The following is a 17,412-nucleotide window of genomic DNA, read 5'->3' on the forward strand; positions in this document are numbered from 1 at the left end:
TGCCTGCATTTGGTCAAGCATCGGAAAATGACATTCGCGTGCGAGGCAGCATGGAAGGCGATCTGTTCGGGGAAAGGCGGGACGAGGAAATCGCGCCCGGTGCGATGATCCTGCGCGGCTTTGCCCTTGATCACGACCACGAGGTGCTGGCCGCGATCGAGGGTGTGGCGCGCGCCGCGCCCTTTCGCCGCATGATCACCCGCGGCGGGCATCTGATCGGGGTCGAGATGACGAATTGCGGCGCGCTGGGCTGGGTCAGCGACCGGCGCGGCTATCGCTATCAGCCGCAGGATCCCGAAACGGGCAGGCCGTGGCCCGCGATGCCACCCACCCTCGGCCAGCTTGCGACCGGGGCGGCGGCGCGTGCGGGCTTCGCGGATTTCCGTCCCGACGTCTGCCTGATCAACCGCTATCGACCCGGCGTGAAGATGGGCCTGCATCAGGACCGGGACGAGGCGGGGTTCGATGCGCCCATCGTCTCGGTCTCGCTGGGCCTTCCTGCGACATTCCAGTTCGGCGGCACCAATCGCAAGGATCCCATCCGCCGCCACGACTTGCGGCATGGCGACGTGGTGGTCTGGGGCGGGCCGGCGCGTCTGGCATGGCACGGCATCCTGACCCTGAAGCCGGGCGAGCATTCCGCGACCGGCGCGACCCGGCTGAACCTGACCTTCCGCCGTGCCGCTCAGAGATAGCGCCCGCCGCGCTGCAAGACCTCGATCTGGTAGCCGTCGGGATCGGCGATGAAGAAGAAGCGCGCGATGACCTCGCCTCCGGGGGCAAAATCGACCAGCTTGCGCGGGGCAAGGCCCGCCTCGGTCAGGCGGGCATGTTCCGCCGCGACATCCGCGACCGAAACGGCGAGATGGCCGTAGCCGTCGCCAAGGGCATAGGGCTCGGTCCGGTCCTTGTTCACGGTCAGCTCAAGCTCGAACTCGGTTTCCGGGTTCGAGAGATAGATCAACGTGAAACTGTCGAAATCCAATCGCTCGGCCACTTTCAGACCGAAGGCGGTCTCGTAGAACGAAAGCGAGCGCGCCTCGTCCAGCACGCGGATCATCGAATGGATTGCCTTGGCCATGTTTTCCCCTCGTCTGGCGGTCTGGCGGCAATCTACGCAAGGCCGGGGAAATGAAAAGGGGCCCGAAGGCCCCGATCCTAGCGCCAGAGCGCGGCGTGGCGGTTCACGTCCTTGTAGAGCAGATAGCGGAAATTCCCCGGTCCGCCCGCATAGCAGCATTGCGGGCAGAAGGCGCGCAGCCACATGAAATCGCCCGGTCCGACCTCGACCCAGTCGCGGTTCAGGCGATAGACCGCCTTGCCCTCGATCACGAAAAGGCCGTGCTCCATCACATGGGTTTCGGCGAAGGGGATCGAGCCGCCGGGGGTCAGCGTCACGATGGTGATATGCATGTCGTGGCGCATGTCCGTCGGGTCGATGAAGCGGGTCGTGGCCCAGCTTCCGCCGGTGTCGGGCATCGGGACCGGGGCGATGTCGCGCTCATTCGCGATGATGACATCGGGTTTCTCCAGCCCCTCGACCGCCTGCCAGCGCTTGCGCCACCAGTGAAAGCGCGAGAGTTCGGCGCCATTTCTGACCGACCAGTCCATGCCGGCGGGGATATAGGCGAAGCCGCCCGGCTCCAACTCATGGGTCTCGCCGCCGATGGTCAGGGTCAGGCCGCCATCGGTGACGAAGATCGCGGATTGCACGCCCTCATCGACCTCGGGGCGGGTTGAGCCGCCGCCGGGCTGCAATTCGACCACATATTGGCTGAAGGTCTCGGCAAAGCCCGAGAGGGGGCGCGCGATCACCCACATCCGCATCCCGGTCCAGCCGGGCAGGAAGCTGGTCACGATGTCGCGCATCGTGCTGGCCGGGATCACCGCATAGGCTTCGGTAAAGACGGCGGTGTCGGTCGACAGGTCCGTCTGGGGCGGCAGGCCCGCGAAGGGTCCGGCATAGCTCGGCTTCGGCTTGCGCGAGTGGTGGTTCATATCGGTCATCCTTTCAACGCGTCGTTCAGCCGCAACTGGGCAATCCGCATCACCTGGCGCTCGGCTGTGTCACGCTCGGTCGGGGTGTCATTGGCAAGGCGGGCCTTCATCGCGGCCATGATCCCGGCCTTGTCGTGGTCACGCACGGCGATGATGAACGGAAAGCCGTGCTTCGCGACATATTCGGTATTCACGCGCTGGAACTCGGCGCGCTCGGCATCGGTCAGGGCATCGAGACCGGCCGAGGCCTGCTCGGAGGTGCTTTCCGCCGTCAGCCGCTTGGCTTCGGCCAGCTTGCCCGCAAGGTCGGGGTGGGCGATCAGGACGCCAAGGCGCTCCTCGTCGCTGGCCGAGCGGAAGATCTGGGCCATGCGCGCCGCAAGGCCGCCGGGCGTGTCGTGGACGCTGCCCATTTCGCCGTCCCAGACCCGTTCGGCGATGAAGGGCGAATGCTCGTAGATGCCGCCGAATTTCCGCACGAAATCCTCGCGTTGCATCTGCGAGGGGCGCAGCCGGGGCTGATAGGGATGTTCGCGCGTCCAGTGCCGCGCGATGTCGAGGCGCGAGGCGAACCACACCCCCTCATGCGCGCGGGCATGTTCAAGGAATTTTTGCACGGCAATGGCCCGGCCGGGACGGCCGGCAAGGCGGCAATGCAGGCCAATCGACATCATCTTGGGCGCGCCGGCCTGACCCTCGGCATAAAGCACGTCGAAGCTGTCGCGCAGATAGTCGAAGAACTCGACCCCCGTGCCGAAGCCCTGACCCGAGGAAAAGCGCATGTCATTGGCGTCCATCGTATAGGGCACCATGAGCTGTGGTCGGCCATTGTGGACATGCCAATAGGGCAAGTCGTCGGCGATGGTGTCGGCGAGGTATTCGAAGCCGCCTTCCTCGCAGCCCAGCTCGACCGTGTTCATCGAGGTGCGGCCCTGATAGAAGCCGCGCGGACGCTCGCCCGTGACGCGGGTGTGAAGCTCGACCGCCTTGGCGATATGCTCGGCCTCGACCTCGCGCGGGACGTCGCGATAGTCGATCCATTTCAGACCGTGGGTCGCGATCTCCCACCCGGCCGATTGCATGGCCGCGACCTGCTCGGGCGCGCGCTCCAATGCGGTCGCGACGCCATAGACGGTGACGGGCACGTCCTTCAGCAGCCGATAGAGCCGCCAGAAGCCCGCGCGCGCGCCATAGTCATAGATCGATTCCATGTTCCAATGCCGCTTGCCGGGCCAGGGCTGGGCGCCGATGATCTCGGACAGGAACGCCTCGGAGGCGGCGTCGCCATGCTCGATGCTGTTCTCGCCGCCTTCCTCGTAGTTGAGGACGATCTGGACGGCGATCTTCGCCCCGCCCGGCCAGCGCGGGTCGGGGGTGTGTTCGCCATATCCGATCATGTCGCGGCTATATCGCATCGCCTTGCTCCTTCTGGCGTTTCGGACTTGCCGCAGTCATCACCTTGAAGCACCATCCGGCAAGACCGGATTTCATATAAACAAACCCGAGATCCGGTTGAAAATGGCGGCTTTGTAAAATTTGCGTTGAAACTCTGTCGTCAGAGCCTGCATTCACGATGGCGGCCTCTGAACCTAGTGTGCCCGCATGGCGGGTGAACCGCCAAAGGGAGGATTCATGCTGGAACACAAGTTCGGCCTTGCGGCCAAGGGAACCAATGTCAGGACCGAGGTGATCGCAGGGATCACCACCTTCCTGACCATGGCCTATATCATTTTCGTAAACCCCGACATCCTGTCAACCACCGGCATGGATCGGAACGCGGTCTTTGTCGCGACCTGCCTTGCCGCCGCACTCGGTTCGGCGATCATGGCGCTCTGGGCCAACTGGCCGATCGGCATGGCGCCGGGCATGGGGCTGAACGCCTTCTTCGCCTTCACGGTGGTGGGCGCGCTGGGGTTCACCTGGCAGCAGGCGCTGGGGGCGGTCTTCATCTCGGGCCTCGTGTTCCTGTTCCTGTCGGTGACGGGCATCCGGCGCTGGCTGATCGCGGGCATCCCGACCTCCATGCGCAGTGCCATCGCCGCCGGGATCGGGATGTTCCTTGGCCTGATCGCGCTGAAGAACGCGGGCCTTGTGGTCGAGAATCCGGCGACGCTGGTGGGTCTGGGCGACCTGACGCAGACACCCACGCTGCTGGCCGCGGCGGGCTTTTTCATCATCGCCGCGCTCGATGCACTGAAGGTCCGAGGCTCGATCCTGATCGGCATCCTTGTGGTCACGATCGTCTCCATCCTGATCGGGGCAAGCGAGTTCGCCGGCGTGGTGTCGATGCCGCCCTCGATCATGCCGACCTTCATGCAGCTCGACGTGGCAGGCGCGCTGACCGTCGGGATCTTCCACGTCATCCTCGTCATGGTGCTCGTCGAGGTCTTTGATGCGACCGGGACGCTTCTGGGTGTCGCCAAGCGCGCCGGGCTGCTGACCGAGGGGCCGACCCATCACAACCCCAATCTTGGCCGCGCGCTGATGGCCGATTCGACCGCGATCCTCGCGGGTTCGATCCTCGGGACCAGTTCGACCACCGCCTATGTCGAAAGCGCCTCGGGCGTGCAGGCGGGCGGAAGGACGGGCCTGACCGCGCTTGTCGTCGCGGTGCTTTTCCTGCTCGCGGTGTTCTTCGCCCCGCTCGCGGGATCGGTCCCGGCCTATGCCACCGCGCCGGCGCTGCTTTACGTCGCCTGCCTGATGGTGCGCGAGTTCGAGGAGATCGACTGGCGCGACGTGACCGAATCCGCGCCTGCCGTGCTGACGGCGCTGATGATGCCCTTCACCTATTCGATCGCGAACGGGCTTGCCTTCGGCTTCGTCTCCTACGCGCTGATCAAGCTGCTGACCGGCCGCGCGCGCGAGGTGCATCTGGCGACCTGGACTGTGGCGGCATTGTTCGTGATCCGGTTCGCCTTCTTCATGGAATAAGGGGGCGGGGGCCTTGCGCTCCCGCGCTGCATCCCTGCTTGCCCGCGCATCCCGGCAGAGCGCGGGCAAGACTGCTGGCCAAAGCGGCAGTTAGCCCGGAATGATTTTCAACGCAGACTTGAGACAGCCACGGCACTCGTGCCGATTTTCCGCAAAGCGTGATCTGCGCTAGTCTCCGACCCAACAAGACAGGGAGCACCGCATGTCCGATTTCGCCGTGATCTGGGACTGGCTGGCCTTCGCGATCCGGTGGACGCATGTCGTCACCGCCATCGCCTGGATCGGCTCGTCCTTCTATTTCGTCGCCCTTGACCTGGGCCTTCAGAAAGCCCCCGGCCTGCCGAAAGGCGCGCATGGCGAGGAATGGCAGGTTCATGGCGGCGGCTTCTACCATATCCAGAAATATCTGGTCGCGCCCGAGCGGATGCCCGAGCATCTGACCTGGTTCAAATGGGAAAGCTACATGACCTGGATCTCGGGGGCGGCGCTCCTGATGGTCACCTATTGGGTCGGGTCCGAGCTGTTCCTGATCGACCCCGCCAAGATGGAGCTTGCGCCATGGCAGGCAATCCTGATCTCGGCCGCGTCGCTCTCGATCGGTTGGCTCGTCTATGACTTTCTGTGCAAGTCGAAGCTGGGCGATACGCCGACGCTGCTGATGCTCTTGCTTTTCGTCATGCTGCTGGTCATGGGCTGGGGCTATAACCAGATCTTTACCGGCCGCGCGACCATGCTGCATCTGGGCGCCTTCACCGCGACGATCATGACGGCGAACGTCTTCTTCATCATCATGCCGAATCAGCGCATCGTCGTCGCCGACCTGAAGGCCGGGCGTCCCGCCGATCCGAAATACGGCAAGATCGCCAAGCTGCGTTCGACCCATAACAACTATCTGACGCTGCCCGTCGTCTTCCTGATGCTGTCGAACCATTATCCGCTGGCCTTCGCGTCCGAGCTGAACTGGGTCATCGCTGGGCTGATCTTCCTGATGGGCGTGACGATCCGGCATTTCTTCAACACCATGCACGCCCGCAAGGGGAAGCTCTGGTGGACCTGGGCGGTGACGGTGATCCTGTTCATCATCGTGATGTGGATCTCGACCGCGCCGATGTTCCGCCAGACGCTGGAGGAGGCCGAGGCCCGCGTCCTGACCCCCACCCAGCAGGCCATGGTCGACGCCCCCGGCTGGGACGCGGCCTATGGCGCGGTCATGGGCCGCTGCAGCATGTGCCATTCAAGGGAGCCCTCCTATGAGGGCATCCACACCGCGCCGAAGGGCGTCCTGCTGGAGACCCCCGACGACATCACCCGCGCCGCGCGCGAGATATTCATTCAGGCCGGCGTGACCAATGCCATGCCGCCCGCCAATGTCAGCTTCATGGAACCGGCCGAGCGGCAGGCGATCATGGACTGGTATCGCGGCTTGCCGAAGGCCTTCGCCGCGAATTGAAGGATTTGCCCGGCGCGCCCGATCGCGCTAAACCGGCCTTCCGGTCAGCGGAGGAACGGCATGGACAGCGGCAATGGATGGGACGCCTCGGCCGAGGCCTGGATCGCCGACATGGGCGAGAGCGGCGATTTCTCCCGCAGGAACGTGCTGGACGCCCCGATGCTGGACCGCATCCGGGGCCGCGGCTTTCAGAGCGCGCTGGATGTCGGCTGCGGCGAGGGGCGCTTTTGCCGGATGATGGCCGAGCTTGGCATTGCGACCACCGGCATCGACCCCACCGCCCGGCTGATCGAGGTCGCGCGCAGCCGTGATGCACGGGGCAGCTATATCGAGGGTCAGGCGGAGGCCCTGCCGTTCGCCGATGCCAGCTTTGATCTGGTCGTCAGCTACCTCACCCTCATCGATATCGACGATGTGAACGCGGCCATTGCGGAAATGGCCCGCGTGCTCAGTCCGGGCGGAACGCTGTTGATCGCGAACCTCAACTCCTTCAGCACCGCCGGAACATGGCAGGGCGAGGGCGAGAGCGCACGCGGCTATCTGATCGACAACTACCTTGAGCCGCGCGCCGAATGGGTCGGCTGGCGCGGCATATTGATCCGCAACTGGCACCGGCCGCTTGCCGCCTATATGCAGCCATTGCTGGGGCAAGGGCTGCGGCTGGTGCATTTCGACGAGCCTGCAGCACGGGACGGCGAACCCGCGCGGGTCGCGCGATACAACCGCGCGCCCTATCATCTCATCATGGAATGGACGAAAGCCTACGCGCCCAGATAGCGCTTGGATTCCCGCGCGATGTAATCGGCGAAGAGCCGCACCTTCGGGTCTTGCAACCGTCGATGCGGGGTCAGGACGCCGAATTGCGCGGGCGAGGGCGGGCAGTCGGGCAGGACCAGCACCAGCCGACCGGCCTCGATATGCTCGGCCACCTCGTAGAAGGGGCGGTTGGCGATGCCGCAGCCATCCAGCGCCCAATCGGTCAGGACGTCGCCGTCATCGGCGTCGAAATGCCCGTTGACCAGCATCTTCTGCGGCCCCTCGGGCGTCTTCAGCACCCAGTAATATTCCGGGCTGCGCGGATAGCGCAGCAGCAGGCAATTGTGCTTGACCAGATCGTCCGGCTTCTCGGGCGTGCCATGCCGTGCCAGATATTCCGGCGTCGCGACCAGGACGCGGCGGCATTCGGCGATGCGCCGCCATTTCAGCGCCGAATCCTGCGGCTCGCCCAGGAAGAAGGCCAGGTCGATCCCGTCGGCGATGATGTCGACATTGCGGTCCGAAAGCCGCAACCGGATCTCGACCCCCGGATATTCGTCGCAGAAACGCGGGACCAGCGGCGAGATCAGCCGCCGGCCCAGCCCCAGCGGCGCCGTCACCCTCAACGCGCCATGCGGATTGCCCGAAAAGCCCGAGACGACCGCCTCGGCCTCGTCCAGCGTCTCGATCACCCGGCGGGCGCTTTCATAGAAGGCGCGGCCAACTTCGGTCGGGACCAGCTTGCGTGTGGTGCGGTTGAGCAGCCTGACGCCGAAGCGGGTCTCCAGATCCTTGATGCGATTGGAGGCAACTGCCGGCGACATGCGCATGTCGCGCCCCCCGGCGGTGATCGAACCGAGTTCGACGACACGCACGAAAACCCGAAGACTTTCAAGATATGGCACGGTTCCGCCCTGCTTCTTTCAATGAACGGCTGAAAGTCTTATGCTCATTCGGTGATTTCGAAAAGCTCAAATCGCGACTAGGCTTTCCCTGACAGCGACCCGAGCGAGGACCTGATGGGCAGCGAGCTCTGCTTCTTACTGAACGATACCGAGATCCGCCTGAGCGAAGCCGGATCGCGCGACACGTTACTGGATTTCCTGCGGTTGAACCGTCGCCTGACCGGCACCAAGGAAGGCTGTGCCGAGGGGGATTGCGGCGCCTGCACCGTTCTGGTTGGCCGGTTGCATCACGGGCATCTGCATTACGAACCGATCAATGCCTGCATCCGCTTCCTCGCCTCGTGCCACGGTTGCCACATCGTCACGATCGAGCATCTGCGGGGCGCGAATGGCGGGCTGCACCCCGTTCAGGCCGCCATGGTCGAGCATCACGGCAGCCAATGTGGCTTCTGCACGCCGGGCTTCGTCATGGCGCTTTACGGCCTCTGGATGCAGAACCCGCGTCCCGACATGCTGGCGATTGAAACTGCGCTGCAAGGGAACCTCTGCCGCTGCACCGGGTATGAGCCGATCATCAAGGCCGCCTTCGCCGCCAGCGAGGCGGGCGGGCAGCACATGGACGCGCTGTCGGTCGAACGCGACCGCATCAGCGCCGCGCTGGCCGCGATCCCGCAAGACCGGGTCGAGGTCGCGCGGGGCGGGGATCGCGCCATCCTGCCGCGCGACGCTGCCGATCTGGCCGAGGTGCTGGCCCAGAACCCCAAGGCCACCATCGTCGCCGGGGCAACCGATGTCGGCCTCTGGGTCACGAAATTCCTCAAGGACATCTCTCCGGCGGTGTTCATCGGCCATCTCGCCGACCTGAAACGGATCGAGATCACGCCGGGCCGCATCAATATCGGCGCGGGCGTCACCTATTCCGAGTTCGAGCCCTTCGTGCTGGCGCATTTCCCCGAGGCGCTGGACTATTGGCGGCGCATCGGGGGCTGGCAGGTCAGGAACGCCGGCACCATCGGCGGTAATGTCGCCAATGGCTCGCCCATCGGCGAGACGCCGCCCCTGCTGATCGCGCTTGGCGCGACGATGACGCTGCGCAGCACCGAGGGCAGGCGGGAATTGCCGGTCGAGGATTACTTCATCGCCTATGGAAAGCAGGACCGCCGCCCCGGCGAGTTCGTCGAGGCGATCCATGTGCCGCTGAAGGGTGATGCCCTTATCGCCGCCTACAAGGTCTCGAAGCGCCACCATGCCGACATTACCGCCTCGGCCGCGGCCTTCCGGGTCGAGACCGACGGCGCGACGATCATCGACGCCCGCGTGGCCTTCGGCGGCATGGCCGCGACGCCGAAGCGCGCGGCAGAGGCCGAGGCGGCGCTGAACGGCCAGCCCTTCACCGCCGAGACCTTCGAGGCCGCCGCCCGTGCCGTCGCGAACGATTTCCAGCCGCTCAGCGACTGGCGCGCCAGCGCCGAATATCGCCAGCAGCTTGCCGCCAACTTCTTCCGCCGCTTCTGGCTGGAACAATCGGGCGCCGAACACCGCCTGAGGAGGGCCGAATGAAACAGGACGTCTCCGTCAAGGGCGCTGCCCACAGTTCGATCATCCACGACTCGGCCGAAAAGCATGTGACCGGCCGCGCCGATTACACCGACGACCTGATGGAGCCTGTCGGCACGCTGCACGCCTATCTCGGCCTCTCGACCGTGGCGCATGGCCGCATCATCGCGATGGACCTCGACGCGGTCAGGAATGCCCCCGGCGTCCATCTGGTCCTGACCGCAGGTGACATTCCCGGCGTCAACGACATCAGCCCGAACGGTTTGCATGACGATCCGGTCTTTGCCTTCCCCGAGGTGCAGTTCCTCGGCCAGCCGATCTTTGCCGTCATCGCCGAGACCCGCGATCAGGCCCGACGTGCCTGCCAATTGGCTAAAGTGGAATACGAGGTTCTGCCGCACGTCCTCGACGCCATCGCCGCCCGCGATGCCGGCATGGGCTATGTGACGAAACCCCTGAAGCTTGCCCGCGGCGACATGGCCGAAATGGGCCGCGCGCCGCGCCGCCTCTCCGGTCGCCTGACCGTGGGCGGGCAGGAGCATTTCTACCTCGAAAGCCAGATCGCCTTCGCCATTCCCGGCGAGGATGACGAGGTCGTCATCCACACCTCGACCCAGCACCCGACCGAGGTGCAACATATGGTCGCCCATGTCCTCGGCACCGCGGCGAATGCCGTCGTCGTCAATGTGCGCCGCATGGGCGGGGGATTCGGCGGCAAGGAAACGCAGATGAACATCTTCTGCGTCATCGCCGCGCTGGCCGCGAAGAAACTGGGCCGCGCCGTCAAGCTGCGCCCCGACCGGGACGACGACTTCCAGATCACCGGCAAGCGGCACGATTTCGTCATCGACTATGAGGTCGGCTTTGACGAGACCGGCAGGATCCACGCGGTCGAGGGCGATTTCTACGCCCGCTGCGGCTTCTCGGCAGACCTCTCCGGCCCGGTGACGGACCGCGCGCTCTTCCATGCCGACAATGCCTATTACTACCCGGCGGTCGAACTGCGCAGCCATCCGATGAAGACCAATACCTGCTCGAACACCGCCTTTCGCGGCTTCGGCGGCCCGCAAGGCGTCATCATGGCCGAGCGCGTGGTCGAGGATATCGCCTATGCGCTGGGCCGCGATCCGCTGGAGATCCGCAAGCTGAACCTCTACCGGAACGGCCAGCTCACCCCCTATCATCAGGAGGTCGAGGACCAGATCCTGCCGCGCATCTTCGAGGAGCTGGAGGCGTCCTCTGACTATCACGCGCGGCGTCAGGCGGTGCTGGACTGGAACGCGCGGGGCGGCACCATCCGCAAGGGCATCGCGCTCACCCCGGTCAAGTTCGGCATCAGCTTCACCGCGACATGGTTCAACCAGGCGGGGGCGTTGATCCACCTCTATTCCGACGGCTCGATCCACCTGAACCACGGCGGGACCGAGATGGGGCAGGGCCTGAACACCAAGGTGGCGCAGGTCGTGGCCGAGGCGCTGGGTGTCGACATCGACCGCATCCGCATCACGAAAACCACGACCGAGAAGGTGCCGAACACCTCGGCCACCGCCGCAAGCTCGGGCTCGGACCTGAACGGGATGGCGGCGCTCGACGCCTGCCGGCAGCTCATCGACCGCCTGACCGCCTTTGCCGCCGAGGCGAAGAAGGTCGCCCCCGAACTCGTCACCATCGGCGAGACGGTCCGTATCGGCGACGAGGAAATGTCGTTTCAGGACTTCATCAAGACCGCCTATATGGCGCGGATCCAGCTTTCGGCGGCGGGCTTCTACAAGACGCCCAAGATCCACTGGAACCGCGACACCGGGCAGGGGCGGCCGTTCTATTACTACGCCTATGGGGCGGCCTGTTCCGAGGTCGCGGTCGATACCCTGACCGGCGAATATGTGATCGAGCGTGCCGACGTGCTCCATGACGTTGGCCGCAGCCTGAACCCGGCGCTCGACAAGGGGCAGGTCGAGGGCGCCTTCGTCCAGGGCACCGGCTGGCTGACCTCCGAGGAACTCTGGTGGGACCAGAAGGGCCAGCTCAAGACCCATGCGCCCTCGACCTACAAGATCCCGCTGGCCTCGGACCGGCCCAAGGTCTTCAACGTCAGGCTCGCCGACTGGTCGGTCAACCGCGAGAACACCATCAAGCGCTCGAAAGCCGTGGGCGAGCCGCCCTTCATGCTGGGGATCTCGGTCTTCCAGGCGCTGAACATGGCCGTCGCCAGCTTCAACGGCTATGCGGGAAACCCCCGCATCGACGCGCCCGCCACGCCCGAACGCGTGCTGATGGCGATCGAGAGGCTCAGATGATCCGGGTCGAGATCACGCGCACGCGCGGATCCGCCCCGCGCGAGGCCGGCGCCATCATGATCGTGACGCCAGCGGCCACCGAGGGCACGATCGGCGGCGGCCAGCTCGAATACATGGCGATCGACCGCGCGCGGCAGATGCTCGCCCGGGGCGAGGCCGAGGCGCGGATGGACGTCCCCCTCGGCCCCGAGATCGGCCAATGCTGCGGCGGCCGGGTCGAACTGCACCTGACCCGCATCAGCGAGGCCCCGAAACCGCCACAGAAACCGCAGGTGCTGATCTTCGGCGCGGGCCATGTCGGGCGCGCGCTCTCCCGCGCGCTGGCGCTCCTGCCGCTGCGCCCGGTCCTCATCGACCAGCGCGCCGACGAACTTGCCCTCGCAAGGGGGGAAACCATCCTCACCCCGCTCCCCGAGGCCGAGATCCGGCAGGCGCCCTTCGGCACCTCCTTCGTCGTCGTGACCCATGACCACGCGCTCGATTTCCTGCTGGCCTCCGAGGCGCTGCGGCGCATGGACGCGCCCTATATCGGCATGATCGGCAGCTCGACCAAGCTCGCGCAATTCCGCCGCTTCGCCCGGGCGCAGGGCCTCGACACCGACCGGCTGACCTGCCCGATCGGCGCCGGCCAATCCCGCGACAAGCGCCCCGAGGTCATCGCCGCCTTCACCGCGGCCGAGATCATCGGCCGCCTGACCCAAACCGTTTCACCGTTTGAAAAATACCCATGCGACAGCTGATCCGGGGGCGCACGCTCTCCTTCCATGCCGACCCGGTCGAGGTCGAGAATGCCTATACCTATCACGAGGACGGCGCGATCCTGATCGAGGACGGCAAGATCGTCGCCATCGGCGACCACGCCGACCTGCGCGCCGATGGCCTGCCCGAGGTCGACCACCGCCCGAACCTGATCCTGCCGGGTTTCATCGACACCCATATCCATTTCCCGCAGGTGCAGGTGGTGGCAAGCTGGGGGGCGCAACTCCTCGACTGGCTGAACACCTATACCTTCCCCGAGGAGGCGCGGTTTTCCCAGCAGGGCCACGCCCCCGCGATGGCCGAGAAATTCCTCGACCTGCTGGTTCAGCATGGCACGACCACGGCGGTCGCCTTCTGCTCGGTCCATCCGCAATCCGCCGAGGCGCTCTTCTCGGCGGCCGAGGCGCGCAACATGGCCATGATCGCAGGCAAGGTGATGATGGACAGGAACGCGCCCGAGGCCGTGCTGGACACGCCGCAGCAGGGTTACGATGACAGTAAGGCGCTGATCGCCAAATGGCACGGCCGCGGGCGGCAACGCTATGCCATCACACCCCGGTTCGCCATCACCTCGACGCCAGAGCAGATGGAGATGACGGGCCAACTCGCCCGCGAGTATCCCGACTGCCACATCCAGACCCATCTGAGCGAGAACCTCGACGAGATCGCCTTCACCCTCAGCCTCTATCCCAAGGCCCGCGACTATCTCGACATCTACGAGAGCTACGGCCTGCTCGGTGACAAGATCCTGCTTGGCCACTCGATCCATCTGGAAGAACGCGAGATCGCCCGCATGGCCGAGACCGGCAGCCACCCGGTCTTCTGCCCGACCTCGAACCTCTTCCTCGGCTCGGGTCTTTTCGACGAAGGGGGCCTCAGGGCGCGCGGCATCAGCTCTGGCATCGCCACCGATATCGGCGGCGGCACCAGCTATTCGATGCTCCAGACCCTGAACGAGGGCTACAAGATCCTCCAGCTTCGCGGCCAGAAGCTGCATCCCTTCTCCGCCTTCCACTGGGCGACGCGCGGAAATGCGCGGGTCCTCGGGATGGAGGACCAGATCGGCACGCTCGCCCCCGGTTCGGCTGCCGATCTCGTCGTCCTCGACAGCCGCGCGACGCCTGCCATGGCCCTGCGCATGGACCGCGCCGAAACGCTGGCCGAGGAATTGTTCATCCTCCAGATCATGGGCGACGACCGCAGCATCGCGCAAACCTATGTCGCCGGACAGGCGATGCTTGGCGGTGAAGCGGGGTAGGGGCGTTGCGCAGGCTCCATCTGACCGGCGATGTTCCTGGGCGAGGCTCGCTATTAGGACACTGGCGGTGCTCAATATCTGGATTACGATCGAGCATTAGCCAGTGGTTCTGAGGGGCAAGGACTGTGGATTATTACGCGCATACGGGTCTCTGCCAGGATCGAAGCGATTGGCAGTTACTGTCCCATCACCTCGAAAACACGGCTGCATTGGCTGCGGAACGAGGGGCGCGGCTCGGGTTGCAGGCTGCCGCGCATATGGCCGGTCTTTTCCATGACTTCGGCAAATATGACCCCGCCTTCGCTCGCGTCCTTGGCGGCGAAAATGTGAGGGTGGATCATTCGACCGCCGGGGCTGCGCTGCTGCATGCCAGGGCGCCGAACGGGTTTCGGCCTGTCTCCGAGGTGATCGGCTATGCTATCCTTGGCCATCACGCCGGGTTGCCCGACCGACGTGGCGCCGACAGCAGCATGGAGCGCCGGTTCGATGCTTTCCGCGACCCGATTGCGCCAGAAATCTCGGCGGCGGCCAACCCGGATTTCGGTCCGGTCGCCGAGGAGCTGGCTGCATTGATGCGCCCAGCATCCTGCGGCTTTGACCTTTCGGTCGCGGCGCGCATGTTGTTCTCCTGTCTGGTCGATGCGGATTTTCGCGATACCGAGGATTTCTATGCCGGGCTGAATGGCAGCAGGCCGGATCGTGACTGGCCAGCCCTTGCAGACATGCTGCCAGGCTGGCGACGGATTTTCGATGCCCATATGTCGAAATTCGACAACACCGGTCCGATCAACCGCCTGCGCGCCCACATACTGGCCCATGTCCGGCAGCGCGCTGCCATGTCTCCGGGGCCTTTCACGCTGACCGTGCCTACCGGAGGTGGCAAGACACTGGCGTCTCTGGGGTTTGCACTGGATCATGCGGCGCGCTATGGGCACCGCCGGATCATATACGCAATTCCATATATTTCCATTCTCGATCAGGTCGCCGCCATTTTCCGTGGGCTGTTTGGTGATGCGGTCCTGGAGCACCATTCCGCCATTGATGAAGAAAAATACGCTCGGACGGGCAAGGAGAAGCTGCGGCTTGCCATGGAGGATTGGGCCGCTCCGCTGGTGGTCACGACCAATGTGCAGCTTTTCGAAAGCCTCTTTGCCGCGCGCCCGTCGCGCTGCCGCAAGCTGCACAATATCGCCGGCTCGGTGATCGTGCTGGATGAGGCGCAATGCCTGCCACGCAAGCTCCTGCTGCCGGCGCTGCAGATGCTTGATACGCTTTGCGCGCATTACGGTTGCTCGGTGGTGTTGTGCACTGCGACACAACCTGCATTCGACAGTCGCCAGTTGAAGCATGGCGGGCTGCCATTGGAGGGGCGCGAACTGGCGCCCGACCCGGATGCGCTGGCTAGCCGCTTGCGCCGTGCGCGGATCGTCCGGGGCGGTGAGATGGACGATTCCACGTTGATCGCGGCGCTTCACGATACGCCGCAAGCCATGGTCATTGTGAACAGCCGCGCCCATGCTACGTCCTACGTCGGGAGACTTGTGCCGCTCAAGGCGTCAGATCTAGGGGCATCCGAGCGACTGGATGCCCTGAAGAGGGTTACCCGAGCGGGCTCCGCCGTCAAGAAGTGGTCTCATCCATAGCAAACATAGGGTCGGCTCTGGTGCCGCCCTCACCGTGCTCAAGACGAGATCCTAAATCCCAAACGGAAGGCCCGAACATTATCTACGAGGTCAGGAAGCTGCCTCCACGGCTCGCCAGAGAGAGGTCCTTCCGCTCGGGTTCGCCCCCACCGAAGGAGGGGCGATAGGGTTCGCCGGATTTGATCACGGCGTGAATAGTGCGCGCCATCTTGCAGCGATGGCGGTGTAGGCCTTGCGGCGCAGGTCGGGGTTGTGGCGGTCCTGCGCGATATAGCGCTCGAATTTGTCCCGAAAGCTGTTGGCCCGCTGCAGGACCGAGGTTTGTCCCGCCATCCAGAGCGTTCGGCGCATGCGGGCATTGCCATACTTCGAGATCCTGCTGCGCCCTCGAAACAGGCCGGACTGCACCGTCGCCAGATCCATGCCGCAGAACTTCAGGAATTGCCGGTGATGCCGGAAGCGGCGCAGGTCGCCGGCCTCGGCCAAGATGGTCAGCGTGTTGATCGGGCCGATGCCTGGCACTGATGTGAGCAGCCGATAGTCGGGGTGATCACCGAGCAGGGCCACGGCTCTGGCCTCGATCTCGCTGCGCTGGCGCATCAGGCTCCGCCCCTCCGCCAGCACCATCCGAAACATCTGCAGCGCGTCCGAATCGGTGGCGACCGGCAGGCCGACCGAGCAGCGAGCGGTCTCGTAAATATCTGAGATCAACGCAGCCTTCGCAACCTTCCGCCCCACGATGTCCCACACGGCGGCAGTGAAGTCGTCCTTGTCCATCGCTGCGATCAGATGCGCAGACGGAAACATCTCGAGAAAGACTAAGAACTATTCGCTGCGGGTGCTGCGCTGGAAACGGGCCGCCTCCGGGAAATAGAGCGGCAGATACTGTCCCAGTATCCGATGCCAGAGTTCGGTCTTGGCGCGCGATACGACCTCATGGGTCATCGACAGCTCTTGGATATCGGTGATCCCGGCACGAAGTGGGTCCATGAAGACCTGAGTAGCGCCGATCTGGAGCATGTGCAGGATGACCTGCGCGTCTTTGGGATCGTTCTTGTTCCAACTGTTGTGCAGCGCCTCGCGCGTCCTAGCCAAGGCGACCGATGAGACGAGCTTTACATCAAAGCCGGCCACGCCGAGCTGATAGATTAGGGCGCGATGATAATTGCCGGTCGCCTCGAATCCGATCTGCACGGGCTGTGCGTAGTCCCTCAGGATGGCAATCAGCCGCTGGAAATCTTCGAGCGTGTTTGTGATCGTCAGTCGCCGTCGCCGCGTCTTGCCTGGGGGGGGCGATCAGCACCTCGTGACGTTGCTTGGAATTGTCGATGCCTACCAGAACACGGGCATCCGCGTTATGTTCGAACTTGGTCATAGCCGGTATCCTCTGTGGTGGGTGGTTCGCAAAGCCACCATAGAGACCTGAGCGCCCGGTTATGGCCGCACGGCTCGCGCCATCCGCAGGCTCCGCGCGCGGCCATAACCTCTAAGCGGATCAATGTTCCCGACGTGCTACGGGACCGAGCTCACCAGTCGAGCCATCCTGAGGTGGGCCGATCAGAACGCCGTCCCTTGGCACTACATCGATCCAGGCAAGCCACAGCAGAACGCCTTCATCGAGTCGTTCAACGGCAGCCTGCGCGACGAGCTTCTGCGGTCTTAGGTAGCAAACGCACCATAGCGTTGACGCAGTGGGTTTTGAGAACATTATGTAAACATGATGGCTCTGGAGGCCTCCATGGCGCAGCACTTTCTTCTCTCCGCGGCGGCACGAACACTTTCGCTCAAGGTGATTTTCTCCGATGGCGAGGAGGCCGCCTATCGCCGGTTCTGCCAGCTGCGCTGGCCAGAGACA

The 17,412-nt window shown here is 64.6% G+C and carries 13 protein-coding genes and 3 pseudogenes; 11 read left to right on the forward strand and 5 right to left on the reverse strand.

Going from position 1 to position 17,412, the window contains the following annotated elements:
* The first annotated feature begins 50 nt into the window (after positions 1-50).
* Positions 51-695, forward strand: a complete 645-nt coding sequence (gene alkB / locus VNQ78_RS05345) for a DNA oxidative demethylase AlkB (protein WP_325687358.1) — start codon at positions 51-53, stop codon at positions 693-695.
* Here alkB and VNQ78_RS05350 read toward each other — a convergent pair.
* From VNQ78_RS05350 to puuE, 3 genes are all read right to left on the reverse strand, one after another.
* Complete coding sequence (locus VNQ78_RS05350) at positions 686-1,081, reverse strand: VOC family protein (RefSeq protein ID WP_325687360.1); 396 nt, start codon at positions 1,079-1,081, stop codon at positions 686-688. The genes alkB and VNQ78_RS05350 overlap by 10 nt on opposite strands.
* 77 nt (positions 1,082-1,158) lie before the next feature.
* Positions 1,159-1,998: a bifunctional allantoicase/(S)-ureidoglycine aminohydrolase gene (locus VNQ78_RS05355; RefSeq protein ID WP_325687362.1), complete on the reverse strand. Its 840-nt coding sequence runs from the start codon at positions 1,996-1,998 to the stop codon at positions 1,159-1,161.
* A gap of 5 nt (positions 1,999-2,003) precedes the next feature.
* Positions 2,004-3,413, reverse strand: a complete 1,410-nt coding sequence (puuE, locus tag VNQ78_RS05360) for an allantoinase PuuE (protein WP_325687364.1) — start codon at positions 3,411-3,413, stop codon at positions 2,004-2,006.
* A gap of 217 nt (positions 3,414-3,630) precedes the next feature.
* Here puuE and VNQ78_RS05365 point away from each other — a divergent pair, with 217 nt between their 5' ends.
* From VNQ78_RS05365 to VNQ78_RS05375, 3 genes are all read left to right on the forward strand, one after another.
* The gene (locus VNQ78_RS05365; RefSeq protein ID WP_325687366.1) at positions 3,631-4,932 is read left to right on the forward strand and encodes an NCS2 family permease; all 1,302 of its coding nucleotides are present in this window, start codon (positions 3,631-3,633) and stop codon (positions 4,930-4,932) included.
* Positions 4,933-5,134: 202 nt separating this feature from the next.
* Positions 5,135-6,382 (forward strand): urate hydroxylase PuuD, encoded by a 1,248-nt coding sequence (locus VNQ78_RS05370; protein WP_325687368.1) that lies wholly within the window; start codon positions 5,135-5,137, stop codon positions 6,380-6,382.
* 60 nt (positions 6,383-6,442) lie between these two features.
* Positions 6,443-7,159, forward strand: a complete 717-nt coding sequence (locus VNQ78_RS05375; RefSeq protein ID WP_325687370.1) for a class I SAM-dependent methyltransferase — start codon at positions 6,443-6,445, stop codon at positions 7,157-7,159.
* On the opposite strand, the gene VNQ78_RS05380 is transcribed toward VNQ78_RS05375, so the two are convergent.
* Positions 7,144-8,043, reverse strand: a complete 900-nt coding sequence (locus tag VNQ78_RS05380) for a LysR family transcriptional regulator (protein ID WP_325687372.1) — start codon at positions 8,041-8,043, stop codon at positions 7,144-7,146. The genes VNQ78_RS05375 and VNQ78_RS05380 overlap by 16 nt on opposite strands.
* 114 nt (positions 8,044-8,157) lie before the next feature.
* On the opposite strand from VNQ78_RS05380, the gene xdhA reads away from it, so the two are divergent.
* From xdhA to VNQ78_RS05405, 5 genes are all read left to right on the forward strand, one after another.
* Positions 8,158-9,603 (forward strand): xanthine dehydrogenase small subunit, encoded by a 1,446-nt coding sequence (gene xdhA / locus VNQ78_RS05385; protein WP_325687374.1) that lies wholly within the window; start codon positions 8,158-8,160, stop codon positions 9,601-9,603.
* Positions 9,600-11,897 carry a xanthine dehydrogenase molybdopterin binding subunit gene (gene xdhB, locus VNQ78_RS05390; RefSeq protein ID WP_325687376.1) on the forward strand — a complete coding sequence of 766 codons (2,298 nt, stop codon included), beginning with the start codon at positions 9,600-9,602 and terminating at the stop codon, positions 11,895-11,897. The genes xdhA and xdhB overlap by 4 nt, the downstream gene beginning before the upstream one ends.
* Positions 11,894-12,637: a xanthine dehydrogenase accessory protein XdhC gene (gene xdhC, locus VNQ78_RS05395; RefSeq protein WP_325687378.1), complete on the forward strand. Its 744-nt coding sequence runs from the start codon at positions 11,894-11,896 to the stop codon at positions 12,635-12,637. Before xdhB ends, xdhC begins: the two co-directional genes overlap by 4 nt.
* Positions 12,625-13,914 (forward strand): guanine deaminase, encoded by a 1,290-nt coding sequence (gene guaD, locus VNQ78_RS05400; protein WP_325687380.1) that lies wholly within the window; start codon positions 12,625-12,627, stop codon positions 13,912-13,914. Before xdhC ends, guaD begins: the two co-directional genes overlap by 13 nt.
* 125 nt (positions 13,915-14,039) lie before the next feature.
* Positions 14,040-15,557, forward strand: coding sequence for a CRISPR-associated endonuclease Cas3'' (locus VNQ78_RS05405; protein ID WP_325687382.1), 1,518 nt, complete (start codon positions 14,040-14,042; stop codon positions 15,555-15,557).
* 82 nt (positions 15,558-15,639) lie between these two features.
* On the opposite strand, the pseudogene VNQ78_RS05410 reads toward VNQ78_RS05405, so the two are convergent.
* Positions 15,640-16,932, reverse strand: a pseudogene (locus tag VNQ78_RS05410) (IS110 family transposase).
* Between the two features lie 141 nt (positions 16,933-17,073).
* Here VNQ78_RS05410 and VNQ78_RS05415 point away from each other — a divergent pair.
* Positions 17,074-17,211, forward strand: a pseudogene (locus VNQ78_RS05415) (integrase core domain-containing protein); the annotation flags it as partial.
* A gap of 84 nt (positions 17,212-17,295) precedes the next feature.
* Positions 17,296-17,412: pseudogene (locus VNQ78_RS05420) on the forward strand (IS1595 family transposase); the annotation flags it as partial.

The organism is Paracoccus sp. (in: a-proteobacteria), assembly GCF_035556475.1.
Classification (GTDB): domain Bacteria; phylum Pseudomonadota; class Alphaproteobacteria; order Rhodobacterales; family Rhodobacteraceae; genus Paracoccus.